This window comes from Shewanella sp. Pdp11, from assembly GCF_002838165.1.
In the GTDB taxonomy this organism is placed as follows: domain Bacteria; phylum Pseudomonadota; class Gammaproteobacteria; order Enterobacterales; family Shewanellaceae; genus Shewanella; species Shewanella hafniensis.
Map to the genome: position 1 here is coordinate 182,071 of NZ_CP015194.1, position 14,963 is coordinate 197,033.

The window sequence follows — 14,963 nt, forward strand, 5'->3', positions numbered from 1 at the left end:
TTTCGGTATGAATTGTCTGCAATTCGCGCTATCCTCCTCACCCTATTCTTGCCCTAGCGAGAATAACAATAATTTGTATCTGATGCTGAACAGCCAAATACCACCCGATGATCAGCATAGGTTTTCTGTTATAGCCGCTACGACGTAGTGGAGGATAAGATGGCATTAAGTGAAGCAGCAGTAAAAGTACAAGCCGCGTTATCAGAACGTGGACTTGAAACCCCAATGCTCCCAAGCGTTTACAGCAGTGAAGAACGTAAAGACAAGATTGAACATCATATGAAAGAAATCCTGACATTAATGTCATTGGATTTGTCAGATGATAGCCTTGCCGATACGCCGCGCCGCATTGCTAAAATGTACGTCGATGAAATCTTCTCCGGCTTAGATTATGCGAACTTCCCTAAGATCACGGTTATCGACAATAAGATGGGCTTCGATGAAATGGTGCGCGTGCAAGACATTAGCCTTACCAGTACCTGCGAACACCATTTAGTGACGATCGATGGCACTGCAACCATAGCTTATCTGCCACGCAAAAAAATCATTGGTTTATCAAAAATTAATCGCATCGTGCGTTTCTTTGCCCAGCGACCACAGGTACAAGAGCGTTTGACGCAGCAAGTGCTAGTCGCGCTGCAAACCTTGCTCGAAACCAAAGACGTAGCGGTTAAAATGGATGCTGTGCATTACTGCGTAAAATCCCGTGGCGTGATGGACTCAACCAGTTCAACCACCACCACAGCACTGGGCGGTATTTTCAAATCTAACCCTGCGACCCGCGCCGAGTTTTTGCATCAGTCGAAATAAGTGTATTGAAGCGTAACGTGATTTAAAGCGTGCTTAAATCAATAGCAATCAATACAACTCAACAAAAAACGCTGCGATTCCTTCTATAGAGTCGCAGCGTTTTTTGTTTTCATACCAACCCAATCAAACCTTTCTCAACCTAGCTAAGATCAATGCCGGCTGATTAACTGATTTCACCACGCCAATAATAGCCACTTGATCAATACCAGCGGCTAAGCACTAGAGTTAAATGCCGTATTGCTCGCGGTACTGGCTCACGGCGGCAAGTTGTACTTCCATTCCAGGCTTTTCAGACAGATAGCTAATGAGGTCGGCAAGTTTAATAATTGCTACTATGCCGCAACCAAAATCGCGCTCAACTTCTTGAATAGCCGATAACTCACCCTTGCCTTTCTCTTGTCTGTCTAAGGCAATCAACACGCCCGCTAATTGTGCCTTATGGGCTTCGATGATTTCCATCGACTCACGAATCGCAGTACCGGCAGTGATCACATCATCCACCAACATAACGCGGCCTTTCAGCTCGCTTCCGACTAAGCTACCACCTTCGCCGTGATCTTTTTTCTCTTTGCGATTGAAGCAGTAAGGAATGTCGATATCGTGGTGTTCACACAAGGCAACAGCCGTAGTGGTCGCAATCGGAATGCCTTTGTAAGCAGGACCAAACAGCAAATCGTAATCAATGCCAGAATCCACTAGCGCAGCGGCATAGAAACGGCCTAAACGCGCTAAATCACGGCCAGTATTGAACAAACCCGCATTGAAGAAATAAGGACTGATACGGCCCGATTTAAGGGTAAATTCGCCAAATCGCAACACCTGACGTTCAAGGGCAAATTCAATAAACTCACGTTGATAGGCTTTCACAATATCTCCTTACGACTTTGTATTTTATTGGTTTTTTATTATGGGGAATTTTTATTCGGTATAGGGCTTACATTACACTAGCATCTTGCTGCAAATAAAAAAGTTGCAGCTAATAAAAAGCCCCGCACTGCATAACATAACGGGGCTTGTTCATCACCACACTATTAGTTCAGTGCGGCTTTTTGCACATCGACGATTTCACGAATACTGTTCTTCGCCAATCCGAGTAGCTCAATCAACTCTTCGTGGCTGAATGGCTCGCCTTCGGCGGTACCTTGAATTTCGATGATCTTGCCCGTTTCTGTCATCACCACGTTCATGTCAGTTTCAGCGGCGCTGTCTTCGATATATTCTAGATCGCTTATCGCTTCACCCTTGTAAATACCGACGCTGACAGCAGCGATAAGGAATTTCAGCGGGTTAGATTTAATGATGCCTTTACCACGCGCCCAGTTCAGCGCATCCACTAAGGCCACACAGGCGCCAGTGATAGAAGCAGTGCGCGTGCCACCGTCAGCTTGGATCACATCACAATCGATCACGATAGTGTTTTCGCCTAGGGCTTTCATATCCACACAGGCGCGCAGAGCACGGCCGATAAGACGTTGAATTTCTTGCGTACGGCCTGATTGCTTACCGCGAGCGGCTTCACGATCCATACGGCTATGGGTCGAACGTGGCAACATGCCGTATTCCGCCGTCACCCAGCCTTGACCCTGACCTTTAAGGAAACGTGGCACACCTTCAGTAAAACTGGCGGTACAAAGCACTTTCGTTTCGCCAAATTCCACTAACACAGAACCTTCGGCATGGGCCGTAAACTGGCGAGTAATAGTGATGGGACGAGTTTGTGCTGGCGTTCTGTTACTTGGACGCATGCGAGATTCCTGTATTCTGAGTCATTGACCGATTTTGGCTGCATATTATAAGGGCTTGAGCCTTAGGATGCCATGCTTAGGGTGATTCTCTGGCAAACTCATCTAGGCGAAGTACCCATTAACTTGCGGTCTTATACTGTATGCCTTTAATCCTAAAGCCATTGACTCTATAATCGCCTCTCATTATGACGATTACACCATTAGGACAACCCATGATCCAAAGCATGACAGCCTACGCTCGCATCGAGCACAAAGCACAATGGGGCACTGCCTCCTGGGAAATTCGCTCAGTCAATCAACGTTATCTCGAAACTTACCTACGTTTACCCGAGCAATTCCGCAGCTTCGAACCCGTACTGCGCGACCGCCTTCGTAAACGGTTAAGCCGCGGCAAAGTTGAAGTCAATCTGCGCTACGAACTGGCAGACAACAGCAATAACGAGCTGCAGTTGAATCAAGCGCTAGCAAAGCAGCTCTTAGGCGCTGCCACTTGGCTCAAGCAAGAAGCAGGACAAGGCGATGTCAATCTTACCGACATCCTGCGCTGGCCAGGCGTGCTAGCGAGCGGTGAACAAGATATGGATGCCATCGGCGCCGATCTGATGACAGCCTTCGACTCAGCCATAGATCAATTCATCGAAGCCCGTGGCCGTGAAGGCGAAGCCATCAAAGACATGCTGCTAAGCCGCTTAGATGGAGTCAGCGAGCAAATCGCCGTCGTACGCGAGCACATGCCTACTGTGATGCAATATCAACGCGAAAAGCTCACCAATCGCCTTGCGGAAATCAAAGGTGAACTCGACCCAGCCCGCATCGAACAAGAAATGGTGCTACTGGCACAGAAACAAGATGTGGCCGAAGAAATGGACAGACTCGAAGCGCATGTGGCCGAAGCCCGCCGCATCCTCAAAAAAGGCGGCAGCGAAGGTCGCCGTTTAGATTTTATGATGCAGGAATTCAACCGCGAATCGAACACCCTCGCCTCTAAATCCATCAGCACTGAAATCACTTCGGCCGCCGTCGAGCTTAAAGTGCTAATCGAGCAAATGCGCGAGCAAATTCAAAATGTCGAATAGTGTGTTGTCGTGTTTAACTGCAATCTAATAAATAAAAACCCTGATTTATCAGGGTTTTTATTAGGGTAACTCAATCGAATTCACTTTTAATAAAGCAAAACGCATCACTCGACCACAACGCCATAGCCATATGAATTAATAACTAAATCAAAGTGATAACATAATTTTCTGTAACGGTTCTAACCGCTTAATCAGTGCTTTACGCTGTTTATTTTTGCTAATAAAAACATCAAAACTTTGTTTAAACTCGCTGAAAGATTGTTTTAGTTGATAAGCATCAAACAACACTTGCAAGGTACGGCTGGCATTATCATAGCCACTGGCACACCCACGAGCCGCCTCCTCAAAAGCACTATCCCAATGGCTTTGATGCGCTTTATAAACCGCTTCAAGATGTTCATTACGCAATAACGTCTCACGGGCAAGACGCTCAGCCTCAGCCATGCGATCTTCTTGCATCACCTCTTTTTCTGCTACGTGCCAGAAGGGATGCAACGATGCAACTGTTACCCTGCGGGAGTACTCTATTGGTGTTTCTTGCGTTCTGAGGAGCGCATACGCATCCGCCGCAAATAGTTTCCCTTCATCAAATAAGCGACAAAGCAACGCGTCCTTCTCGGCATCCGTTAGCTTAGCCATCTGCTGCTGTGCCGTTAATACTGTGGTTTGAGGAGCATGTGCAGGCATTGACTGCAGCAAAAGATGTAAAGCACGTATCGATGGTAAAGGGATGTTAAAGAGTGTGGTAAATGCCAATTGCGCCTGGGTTAACTGGTGAAAATCAAAGGCTATAAGCGGCAAGGGCTCTAATCCCATATCATCGTTGGCTCGACTCAACCAATGGAAATACAAAACGCGGTAATCGCCAGCTAAGAGTTCTGCCCTTAGTGCCGCCAAATGCAGCATAAAGGATTCGGCATCTTCATCGTCACGGTGGCGATAATCATCTTCTAGGGTAAATATCAGTAATTGGTTCTGCTTATTCTCGACAAAGGACACATAAAATTCAGCATCTATTACCTTGAAATCACAGGGGATTGTACCGGATGGCAATTTAATATACGCATTCACTTGCCCCCAATTAGCGTAATAAAAGCCAATATCAAACAAATCCATCATTAAGGTTTCTGGATCGGCCTTTAAATCACCGTAATGATATTGAACACAAAAGGAGTGGCTGGTGATCTCTGCTCGGCTAGAAATATTCCTTAATCTATTTCGCTGCGGGACCGACAAGCTACTGTTAACACATTCGAATCGATAATACTGATATTCACTCATAGCTAACTCACATTGATTTTCTAGCGCTGTCTAAATGCAGCTGGCCAAACGAACAGATATAGGTAGAACTAAATTTTAACTAGGCGACTCAGAAAGCTGAAGGCAACTTTTGTGCTTGTTGTTCAGCCTGACTACACTCATAAACAATCCTGAATATGTCACTCGGTTGAGGTCACTAAAATTGGCAGCAGCTAAAATCCCTCTCTTTTATGACGATAGAGAACATGCAGAAAAAATCATCTATGAGCTGTCACTGCACGAAGATCTCTCACTCATCAAAAAACACCTAAAATTGGGTGATTATCAACTCAATGGTTGGCTGATTGAACGTAAAACCTTGCCCGATCTCGTGCAATCATTATGCGATGGGCGCCTATTCTCACAGGTGGCCAGATTAGCCCAGAGCCCAAATCATACTGCCCTGCTTATCGAAGGTTATACACAAGATATCGCATGTTACCAGATACGCAGAGAAGCGTTAATCGGGGCGCTGTGCTCGATTTCAATCAATTTCCACATCCCAATACTGCGCAGTTTATCGCAAACTGAAACAGCTAAAATTCTGTATTTTTGCGCCACTCAGTTAAACAGAAGAGAACATGAATTAACCCTCACGGGACGTAAGCCCAAACGCAAGAAAAATCAGCAATTATTCATCTTGCAAAGCCTACCCGAGGTAGGCCCTAAACTCGCCAATAAACTTTTATGCCATTTCGCCAGTGTCGAGGCAGTCGTAACAGCATCTGAAGAGGCATTGATGCAAGTGGGTGGTATAGGTAAAAATAAAGCAAGTAAGATCCGTGAAGTGCTGACTCGCTAAGTGACTTCACAGCATAAGCTGAGTGCCTGCAGACTTACTCGAATAATAAACTATATAGCTCTTGGTGCGAGCTCACTTGATAGTGCGGGGCGATACCGGCGGGCACATCGTGGCCGTGGACGTTATACCAGCAAGTATGAATACCGGCGTTGATGCCGCCTTGGATATCTGAATGCGGGTTATCACCGACCATAAGCACAGTCTCACGATCAGGATGACCCATGAGTTCGAAAGCATGTTCGAAGATGCCCACATCAGGTTTGGCTATGCCGACTTTTTCTGAAATCACTAAAATATCAAAATGATGCTGTAAGCCTGTACGTTCTAATCGCACGGTTTGTAGCTCAGTAAAACCGTTGGTGATAATGCCCAATTTAGCTTTACCTTGCAGCGCGGCTAATAACTCGCGAGCACCGGGTAGAGGCGAACAAATTTCGGCCATTGCTGATAAAAAGGCGCTATTGAGCGTCATGGCCGTAACGTCTAATTTGGCAGCCCAAGGTTCGAAACGTATGGTTTGTAACTCGGCGGCAGTTATCTTGCCATCTTGATAATCAACCCAAAGCGGTTTGTTAACCAACTGATACTCATCGAAATCGGCTTGGGTAAAATCGACCCCAAACTCACTAAACATCAACTTAAGCCCTTTTAAGGCATCGAAATAAAATAGGGTTTCATCGGCATCGAACAAAATCCATTGGTACGGCAAGGACATAGGAACTCTCTTTCTGACAAAATAGCTAAGACCCATCCCCAGCCGTTTAGTGGCATCGAGAATGGTACATCGGCGATTACGGCAACGCTGTGGCTAGCTGCCTAGCACTAATCAAGATAAGCGATAAACATGAGCGATGAGCGCAAAAAAACTCAGCTTCACAGTCGACACCCGCAATCAGCAAGCGCATTAGTCTACCTTGCATCAAGGGCCATGATAACCACGATAATAAAAACTGACTGTTGAGGTATCATCAACAATAATGGCAGGGGATAGCGATAACATAAGGACACCATGGAGCACTTTTCAGCACTACCTATCTTTGTCACTGTAGTGGAATGTGGGAGCTTTTCGCTGGCAGGTCAAAAGCTTGGGCTGAGTAAATCGGCGGTGAGTAAACGCATTACCCTATTAGAACAAAGTCTGGGTATTCAACTTTTGCACCGTACCACTCGCAGCTTAAGTCTTACCGAAGCGGGCGCCCGCTATTTTGACTATGTTCGCCCTGCCGTTAAACTCGCTGAGGAAGGCTTGGACGCCATTTCTGAGCTACAACAAGCGCCTCAGGGCAATCTGCGTATCGCCGTTCCTATGGTATTTGGCCGCTTGCATATCGCCCCTTTAATCCCTGAGTTTTTGCGCCGTTACCCGAAAATACAGCTGCAAATGCAGATGGATGATAAGACAACCGACTTAATTGCTGGCGGATTTGATCTGGCAATTCGCATCGGCGATCTACCAGATTCAAGTCTTATTGCCCGTAAAATTGCCCCTTGTTTGAGCGTGATTTGCGCGTCCCCCGCATATCTCGCGCAGCACGGTTTACCCATGACTCCTAGCGAGTTAACTCAGCACAACTGCTTGTTTTACAGTTACTTTCAAGATGGTGTGGAATGGAGTTTCCACAGTCCCGATGGCGTGCAACGTGTTCAACCCAAAGGCAACTATCAGGTCAATAATAGTGATGCCATCCATCAAGCCTGTCTCGATGGTCTTGGCATCGCCAACCTACCGCGCTTTATTGTTGAGCCAGCTCTGCAAACCGGACATTTACAGGCGTTACTTACAGACTATCCGCTACCCGAACATGGCATTTACGCCGTGTATCCACAGCGAAAATACCAACCGACCAAAGTGACGGTATTAATTGAGTTTTTGATGGAGAGGTTAGGAAAATACTAGGAAAGTAATATTTAACCCACTGCCAGTTTGGCCGCGTCATGCCACATTACATCAGGGATTGGCTGTTCTAATCGCCATGTGACATTCATGGGTTGTGAACCGTTATGACAGACATAATGCACTTTGCCAAAATTCACGAATCCCATAGTGCGGCCATTTTCATCTTTTGATTGCTCTCGAACAAACAACAGCACGGTTTTCCCCAGCTTTTGTTGCTCAATATAACTCAGACCTCGACCACGTTCTGGCCGTGCGCTATTTTGCGATTGCCAGTGGAATAAATGCTCGCTAATGGCATAGTCGTGATACATGGTTGTCGGTGAAAACTGCTTCTCTGATTTGTTTAACGTCACAAATAAACATTCAAGATTTTGCTCACTAATCGCAAGCACACCTTCCCTTGAAGGCGATTTAGCAGCAAATGTGCTTGCACCCATCGCCGCTAAAATTTGCTCACGAGTATAACGAGAGTGCACTTTCAACGCTGTGGGTTGGAGTAATTCCAAATCCATTTCTTGATGGTGTATCCGGTTAATCAGTATCGCCAAAACAGACAACAACTCTTCTTGCAACGGCTTATTGCGTAACATCAACAAGCTAGCCGCTAAACTGTTAACGTTTAAAGCAGCTCCTGATTTATCCCAAAAGTTATAATGACACATCAAAGCAAACTGATTTTGAATAGGATCCAACCCATTAAAGACAAAATCATTTTGGCATAACTGTTTGATAAATTTTAAATAGGATAATGACGTGCAACTGAGTAAGTGGAAGTTAATCGCGCGATAATAGGCTTTGGCTAAATCGGACTGCGCAGTAGGTTCTGCAATTTGATTCCCCTGAACGGCCTCGACTAATAAGGTCCATCCACTTTGGCCATTAATCTTTATGCGATAAATATCTTCAAGACTCACTTGCGGGTTCATGCGTAAAAAGTTGCCTAACGAGAGCGGCAAATCAGTTTGATGTTTAAAGTTTGCCATTAGACTAGTTAATCGATTGGCATTGAGCGTTGCGCGGCTAATATTACGCAAAATCATCGACTGCGCTTTCTCTTCAAGTTCAATTCGGCACCCTAGCGGTAGATGCGGAAAATCATTGAGAATTTCATCTTTAATCGACTGATTGGTTTTACCGACTAACGCTCTAAATTTCTGAGAAAAATCATATTCATCGCGAGAATTGCCAACAAAATCTAATACGGTGCAGCACTGTTTATCATCGGTGAGACGCAACCCTCGCCCAAGTTGTTGCAGGAATATGGTCAAGCTTTCCGTTGGCCGTAAAAATAACAAGGTATCCACCTCTGGGATGTCGACACCTTCGTTGAAAATATCCACCACACACAAAATGGATAATTTGCCACTAACTAAGCTCTGCCGCTTTTGTTGCCGTTCAGAGCTATTATCACTGGTCAGCACATCGGCGCTGATCCCCGCTAAATTGAACTTTTTCGCCATATACTCGGCGTGTTCCTTGGTTACACAAAAAGCTAATGCCTTAATATTGCCAATATCAGTTACAGTTTCAGCTAGGCTACGAATAATACGCATCACGCGTTGTTCATTGTGAGTGTATAAATTGCTCAGCTCAGCGACGTCGTATCGACCACGACTCCAATTTAACTTGCGAAGATCGGTCTCATCATCGATCGCAAAATATTGAAATGGACATAAATGCCGTTGATTGATGGCTTCGGGTAAACGTATTTCGGCGGCAATCACACCGCAGAAGTCAGCCAGAATATCGACACCATCATGCCGTTCAGGGGTTGCCGTCAACCCAAGTAAAATCGTCGGCTCAAAATGTTCTAATAGTCCTCGGTAACTATTTGCAGCAACGTGATGGACTTCATCAACAACAATATAATCATAAAAATCAGCCGCTAATGGCAAGTTATCAAGTTGCAGATTCAAGCTTTGGATAGATGCGAATAAGTGTTTGTAACTATTTGGTTTATGCTCTGCCACCCATAGCTCGCCAAATTGATTGTTCTTTAACACACCGCGATAAGCGCCGAGAGCTTGCTGTAAAATTTCTTGCCTATGGGCAACAAATAAAAAATTGGCTTCTGGATGTTGTTTATAAAACCGCGCGAAATCGAACGCGGAAATAATCGTCTTACCCGTGCCGGTTGCCGCGACGATGAGATTTTTAAAACGGCCATGAACGCTTCGCTCTACGGCAAGCTGTTCGAGGATTTCTCGCTGATGCGCAAACGGCTTAATATCAAAATGAAATGAGCTCGGTTCAGTGCCACTGCCTTTCGCTTCTTTGAGCGCATTGTTTAACTTTTCTTTACTGCTCGCATCACCGCTAAAAAGCTCAAATTCGTTCGATTCCCAGTAAGTTTCAAAGGTACTGAGCGATTTATCAATAATGTGGGGAATTTCTTGGGTGGTGATCTTAAGGTTCCACTCAAGCCCACTCGTCAATGCCGAATGCGATAAATTTGAAGAACCGATATAGCCGGTATGAAAACCCGTATTTCGTAAAAATAAATAGGACTTTGCATGCAGCCTTTCGCGTTTTGTGTTGTAACTTAATTTGACTTGGGTATTGGGTAAACTAGCTAGAAACTCGACGGCTTTAGCATCAGTCGCGCCCATATAAGATGTAGTGATGATGCGTAACTCTTTACCACTGCGTGTAAATTCCTCAAGTTCATGCTTGAAGATGCGAATCCCTGCCCACTTGATAAATGACACCAGCCAATAGATTTTATCCGATGAGCGGATCTCACGCTTAAGCTCACTTTCAAGTGATAATCCCGCATTACTCCCGCAAAAAAGCTCACTTTGAGTGAGCCCTGTTAATGGAAATATGGCGGCCGTATATTTAGGTAAATCAGTCGCTATCGGGTTTTGTTTGTTAAAAAGAGCCGTGAGTATCCGACCTTGGCTATCGATGAGATTTTCATTAATAAAATCATCATCGTTAATATGATCTTTAAGCCACATTACTAACCGGTTAGCCAAACTGATCTGATTGAAGACTTGGTTCTCATCAGCGGGAACAGAATTAATCACATATTCAATTACTTTAGTCAGAAAACGTGAGAGCCAAATACTTGCCTCAGCAACTTCTAGCTTCCTTTCTCCAACAAAAAATATGTCCTTATCTAAGCGCTGCTCAACGAGTTGAGTAATAAGCTTTTCATAAATCCCGACCTGTTCCATAGCCAGATATTCCCCAAGACTAACAATCAAAGTTGTAGCGAATATATCACATAACAATTTGATTCAAATTGCGATTTGTGTGATAGCTTTATCCTTTGTGATAGTACGTTAATACAGCCTAGGCTTTAAACTAATCGATTACTTACGATAAAGGCCGTAACTCCACACGGGAAAATGTTCAACAAGTGAGCATTTTCCCCACAAAGGCAAACTAGCCTCACTACTGCCCACTCGGCAATAAGTACCTCGTACTTCGGCCGCCGGCGTCGGCTTTTACTAAAAAGCCTTGTTCGACCATTTGCGCAAGGTGACGGGTGGCGGTGGCGCGACTCACCTTAGCGACTTTTTGGTACTGGCTACTATTAATCCCTAGTTCAAAATCGCCATCTAACATCCGATTGAGCACTTTAGCTTGCTCTTGACTCAATAAGGATTGATCGGCATTTTGCCAATACTGCGTTTTTAGCAGAGTCTTGTTCACATCAGCCATCGCATTGAGTAAACAATCATTGAGGGTTTCAAAAAACCATACTAACCAAGGAGTAATATCGACATTACCCCTTTGAGTGGTCTCTAAAATGTCATAGTAGGCTTGGCGACGCGCAAGAATACTGACCGACATAGCGTAAAAACGAATTGAGCGTTTTTCCGCTTGCGCCAAAGCTAAATCGGTCAATAAACGCGTGATGCGCCCATTACCATCATCAAGCGGATGCAGAGTCACAAACCAAAGGTGAGTTATCGCCGCACGGATAAGCGGATCTAAACCCAGATCTTGCCTTGATGCATTAAACCATTCGATAAACTGTGAGAGTTCAGCGTCCAAAGTCGCTCGAGAGAGGGCCTCAAAATGCACCGTTGGTTTATCAATGCGGCCAGAGACAACCTGCATAGGTGTATCGCCACGCAGCGCTCCACCAATAACGGGGTTAAACAGCGTATAACCTTGGGGAAATAACTGCTGATGCCAACCTAATATCCGCTCAAGGGTTAATTCAGTCTCTAAGTTTTTTAAGGCATCGAGCATAATGTCAGCTAAACCATCGGTTTGCGCTGTGGTCGGATACGGTTTGTCCTCAGTCACGCCGAGTTTTTTAGCTAAGGATGAGCGCACAGAAGCCGCATTGAGCTTTTCACCTTCGATGGCACTGGAATGGATAATATTAGCGAGTAAGGTGTCGAGTGCCGCCTCTGATGTTAACTGACTGTCGTCGTGACTTAGCATTTGCTTGCCGAGCAGTTGGCCCTGATTGAAATAAACCTGACGCAGCAAGGCATCAATGCTGCTGGTATTCCAATGAAACTTAGGCCAATCGGCTTGCTGCCAAATCCACATATCTTACCCCATGAGTCAAATAACAAGCCTATTCTACTCACATAATGAGGCGATTAACAAACATATTCGCCTCACATTATGAGTCGAATAGCGCCAATAATCGCCTCATTAATACCAACATGGCTATCCAATGCAGGGAAATGAGCCTTGTTGGTAATCTGGGATCTCGTTTCTAAGCCTTGTGGTCATCCATTTTATCGTACAGCTGTCATACAATACTGTGGCGCATTGCCGTTGTTCGTGACTTTTATGTATAGCCACCGACAAAGCCTTCGCGCTGAGATATAATACCGCCGCTGATTTGACACGCCAATGTGAAACGCCGAAGTGAAAACTTACGGCTTTACCGCACCGCTGACACACATTCTGAGCCTAACCTATGCCTGATAACGCCAACAATTCACCAACCTCTACTCACGTACAATGTACTGCTAATGCACAGCGTATCGGCAATGTTCAACCTACTGGTAATTCACAAATTGCTACGCCAGATGCAATGCATCCAGTCCCGTCGAATACGCTCGGTGGTGAACAGGCAAGTGTAGAAAAACAGAAGGTCTTTATCATAGGTTTGCCACGCACGGGCACCACGAGTGTGAGTGTGGCGCTATTGGAGCAAGGGCTAAAAGTGGCACACATGGCCTTTACTAAGCAGGTGTTTATGCTGGCCGATGCGATTTCTGATGTGCCCTGTTTTAGTGATTATCGGCAGCTCGATGGTCTATTCCCGCAGGCCAAATTTGTCTACCTCGAGCGTGATATGGTGAAGTGGGTGCCTTCAATGCAGATGCTGCTGGGTAAAATGCTGCCGCATTTAGAAGCCAAAACGGGGCGATTTCACCCGATTATGAAACGCAGCTTTCGGCACACGTTTGCTATCGATAAAGTAGTGGACCCCGCAGACGAGGTACATCTTATTGATTGTTATCAAAGGCATCAAAACGAAGTGCTCGCTTACTTTCATGGCCGCGAAGATTTTATCTCGCTCGATATAAGCCATGCGGGGAGCTTGAGTCGCTTGTTGCAATTTTTGGGGTTAACAACGGATTGCCCAACCTTAGGCCAAGTGACAGATAGGGCGCTCTCGGCTTCCCAAGTAAAAAGTGTACCAAACCAGCGATTACAGGAAGGAAAGGGTCAACCACAAAGCGTCAACACCAGCGAACATGGACTGGATTTCCCTAAATTAAACGCTGGTACACATGTCGCAGCTTGGCATGAATACAAACATCCCAATAAGGTGAACAGTAATAGCGCTGGCCCACAAAGCCGTAAGTTTTTCGACTATACGCTTTAGTCGCACGTCTTTATTGCTTGCGGCGTTTCACCACTGTGAGCCAATCGAGGCTCACGCCCGAAATGGCATTAAAGCCGCGGATACGGAAGATAAGTTGCAGTAGCTGCGGCCTTGGGCGCACTTTAGGTTCGACCGAGCGCGGAATAAACCAAAGTGACACTAAGGCCCGCAGTACGGTCGAGACTAAAAACACCACGAAGATAGGGCTAGATAACACGCTATTCCAACCCGACCAGACTAAAAAGTCCGCTGCATGGGAGGCAATAATCCCACCCAATATCGCACCAACAAATACACAGGCCGCGCTCAAGGCTGCTTGCAGGGCTGCGTAGGTCGCAAAGTCACTGCGAAAGGGGCGGATATCATAAAGGTAATTTGCCGTGCTTAAGGTGAAGCCGCTCCACGCCAAGCCAGAGAAAGCTTGGATAGCTAAGATATACAGATAGTTATCCGAGAATAGCCACATCAGCGGTAAGCTTGGGATCATACAACTGGTGATGATCATCACTAAACGATTGCCGAATTGATCGCTAAAGCGACCCCAAAATCGCAAGGTGACAAATTGAGTCGCTATCGAAGCCACGCTGGCGAACACAAATTCGAGATAAGTAAACTTCAAGCCTTCCAACATATAAACGGCAAAAAATGGCGCAGAGATCGCCACCATGCCCTGCATACTGGCGACAAATAAACTGTACTGACGAAAAGTTTTATCCTTCCACGCCTCGCGAAAATGACCTATGGTCTGCAAAAATACACCGCGCTGTTTGGGCTCGCGCGGATCGGGATCGTGCATCTGCAGCAGTAACCAAGCCGACACAAACCGCCCCATCGCCGCGATAGAAAACAACAAACTAAAGCCCAGCCACGCCATCTGCATCGAGTCGGTTAAGGTGAGTATGCCGCCAATAAAGAACACACTCAAAGATGCGCCCATAGTGAGCCGAGTGCGCGCGGCGAAAAAAGCACCACGGCGCCGTTCGGGAACAATAGAGCCCATCCACGCCCGCCAATGGGGTTGAATTAGATTGATAAAGCCATGGTAACCAACGGCTAAAGCGATAAAGATCCACACCGCATGTTCAGGGCAGAAAGCAGCTAACGCGCCCATCGCCAGCACAACACAAGCCAGAAAGGCGGCGCAAAAGACGATAAAAGTTCGGCGGGAGAAATGGCTGGCGAGCCAGACAGATAAAAGCTGGGAGATAGCGCCAAAAAGCTGAGGTAAGCCAGTGACAAAGCCCATCTGCGCTAGGCTAGCACCGAGAAAAATAGCGTAGGCATTGAAGAAGTTATCGCTGGTCGCCGTCATCATAGACGAGGCAACCGCCTCCTGCTGCGAGCGACGCAGGGTACATCTTAACCAAGAGTTACGTTCGCTGCGCCGTAAACAAGTGACTAACGGTTGCGCCACAGGTGAATCCATACCAAGCACAAATCCATGTAATATTAAGGGATATTGCTCGATTATGTCGGATGAAATGCCATCTGACTAGGGCTTAAGCAATCGTATTAAAACACA

At 45.9% G+C, this 14,963-nt stretch carries 12 protein-coding genes; 5 read left to right on the top strand and 7 right to left on the bottom strand.

The features are described 5' to 3' along the window. The first annotated feature begins 159 nt into the window (after positions 1-159). The gene (folE, locus tag AYJ58_RS00860) at positions 160-810 is read left to right on the top strand and encodes a GTP cyclohydrolase I FolE (protein ID WP_106648340.1); all 651 of its coding nucleotides are present in this window, start codon (positions 160-162) and stop codon (positions 808-810) included. Positions 811-1,035: 225 nt separating this feature from the next. Here the strand turns inward: folE and pyrE are convergent, their stop codons facing one another. Further along, positions 1,036-1,677 (bottom strand): orotate phosphoribosyltransferase, encoded by a 642-nt coding sequence (gene pyrE / locus AYJ58_RS00865; protein ID WP_006079863.1) that lies wholly within the window; start codon positions 1,675-1,677, stop codon positions 1,036-1,038. A 164-nt stretch (positions 1,678-1,841) separates the two neighbouring features. Beyond that, a complete protein-coding gene (rph, locus tag AYJ58_RS00870) occupies positions 1,842-2,555 on the bottom strand; it encodes a ribonuclease PH (RefSeq protein WP_106648341.1) in 714 nt (237 codons plus the stop codon). A gap of 212 nt (positions 2,556-2,767) precedes the next feature. Here rph and AYJ58_RS00875 point away from each other — a divergent pair, with 212 nt between their 5' ends. Next, the gene (locus tag AYJ58_RS00875; protein ID WP_106648342.1) at positions 2,768-3,631 is read left to right on the top strand and encodes a YicC/YloC family endoribonuclease; all 864 of its coding nucleotides are present in this window, start codon (positions 2,768-2,770) and stop codon (positions 3,629-3,631) included. Positions 3,632-3,778: 147 nt separating this feature from the next. On the opposite strand, the gene AYJ58_RS00880 is transcribed toward AYJ58_RS00875, so the two are convergent. Then, complete coding sequence (locus AYJ58_RS00880; RefSeq protein WP_106648343.1) at positions 3,779-4,912, bottom strand: hypothetical protein; 1,134 nt, start codon at positions 4,910-4,912, stop codon at positions 3,779-3,781. A 181-nt stretch (positions 4,913-5,093) separates the two neighbouring features. On the opposite strand from AYJ58_RS00880, the gene AYJ58_RS00885 reads away from it, so the two are divergent. Continuing rightward, positions 5,094-5,732, top strand: coding sequence for an ERCC4 domain-containing protein (locus AYJ58_RS00885; RefSeq protein ID WP_006086643.1), 639 nt, complete (start codon positions 5,094-5,096; stop codon positions 5,730-5,732). Between the two features lie 34 nt (positions 5,733-5,766). Here AYJ58_RS00885 and yjjG read toward each other — a convergent pair whose 3' ends face one another. After that, positions 5,767-6,447: a pyrimidine 5'-nucleotidase gene (gene yjjG / locus AYJ58_RS00890; RefSeq protein ID WP_106648344.1), complete on the bottom strand. Its 681-nt coding sequence runs from the start codon at positions 6,445-6,447 to the stop codon at positions 5,767-5,769. Between the two features lie 294 nt (positions 6,448-6,741). Here yjjG and AYJ58_RS00895 point away from each other — a divergent pair, with 294 nt between their 5' ends. Next, positions 6,742-7,629 carry a LysR family transcriptional regulator gene (locus AYJ58_RS00895; protein ID WP_106648345.1) on the top strand — a complete coding sequence of 296 codons (888 nt, stop codon included), beginning with the start codon at positions 6,742-6,744 and terminating at the stop codon, positions 7,627-7,629. Positions 7,630-7,640: 11 nt separating this feature from the next. On the opposite strand, the gene AYJ58_RS00900 is transcribed toward AYJ58_RS00895, so the two are convergent. Then, positions 7,641-10,808, bottom strand: a complete 3,168-nt coding sequence (locus tag AYJ58_RS00900) for a DUF3427 domain-containing protein (RefSeq protein ID WP_106648346.1) — start codon at positions 10,806-10,808, stop codon at positions 7,641-7,643. A 220-nt stretch (positions 10,809-11,028) separates the two neighbouring features. After that, on the bottom strand, positions 11,029-12,144 hold the full coding sequence (locus tag AYJ58_RS00905; protein ID WP_106648347.1) for a Fic family protein: 1,116 nt from the start codon (positions 12,142-12,144) through the stop codon (positions 11,029-11,031). Positions 12,145-12,523: 379 nt separating this feature from the next. On the opposite strand from AYJ58_RS00905, the gene AYJ58_RS00910 reads away from it, so the two are divergent. Further along, the gene (locus tag AYJ58_RS00910; protein WP_106648348.1) at positions 12,524-13,441 is read left to right on the top strand and encodes a sulfotransferase family protein; all 918 of its coding nucleotides are present in this window, start codon (positions 12,524-12,526) and stop codon (positions 13,439-13,441) included. Between the two features lie 10 nt (positions 13,442-13,451). On the opposite strand, the gene AYJ58_RS00915 is transcribed toward AYJ58_RS00910, so the two are convergent. After that, positions 13,452-14,867 carry an MFS transporter gene (locus tag AYJ58_RS00915; RefSeq protein ID WP_106648349.1) on the bottom strand — a complete coding sequence of 472 codons (1,416 nt, stop codon included), beginning with the start codon at positions 14,865-14,867 and terminating at the stop codon, positions 13,452-13,454. Between the last annotated feature and the right edge of the window lie 96 nt (positions 14,868-14,963).

Bases quoted from the DNA above. Each gene is read 5' to 3' on its own strand.
- folE (WP_106648340.1), top strand. From the start codon at position 160: ATGGCATTAAGTGAAGCAGCAGTAAAAGTACAAGCCGCGTTATCAGAA.
- rph (WP_106648341.1), bottom strand. From the start codon at position 2,555: ATGCGTCCAAGTAACAGAACGCCAGCACAAACTCGTCCCATCACTATT.
- AYJ58_RS00875 (WP_106648342.1), top strand. From the start codon at position 2,768: ATGATCCAAAGCATGACAGCCTACGCTCGCATCGAGCACAAAGCACAA.
- AYJ58_RS00880 (WP_106648343.1), bottom strand. From the start codon at position 4,912: ATGAGTGAATATCAGTATTATCGATTCGAATGTGTTAACAGTAGCTTG.
- yjjG (WP_106648344.1), bottom strand. From the start codon at position 6,447: ATGTCCTTGCCGTACCAATGGATTTTGTTCGATGCCGATGAAACCCTA.
- AYJ58_RS00895 (WP_106648345.1), top strand. From the start codon at position 6,742: ATGGAGCACTTTTCAGCACTACCTATCTTTGTCACTGTAGTGGAATGT.
- AYJ58_RS00900 (WP_106648346.1), bottom strand. From the start codon at position 10,808: ATGGAACAGGTCGGGATTTATGAAAAGCTTATTACTCAACTCGTTGAG.
- AYJ58_RS00905 (WP_106648347.1), bottom strand. From the start codon at position 12,144: ATGTGGATTTGGCAGCAAGCCGATTGGCCTAAGTTTCATTGGAATACC.
- AYJ58_RS00910 (WP_106648348.1), top strand. From the start codon at position 12,524: ATGCCTGATAACGCCAACAATTCACCAACCTCTACTCACGTACAATGT.
- AYJ58_RS00915 (WP_106648349.1), bottom strand. From the start codon at position 14,867: ATGGATTCACCTGTGGCGCAACCGTTAGTCACTTGTTTACGGCGCAGC.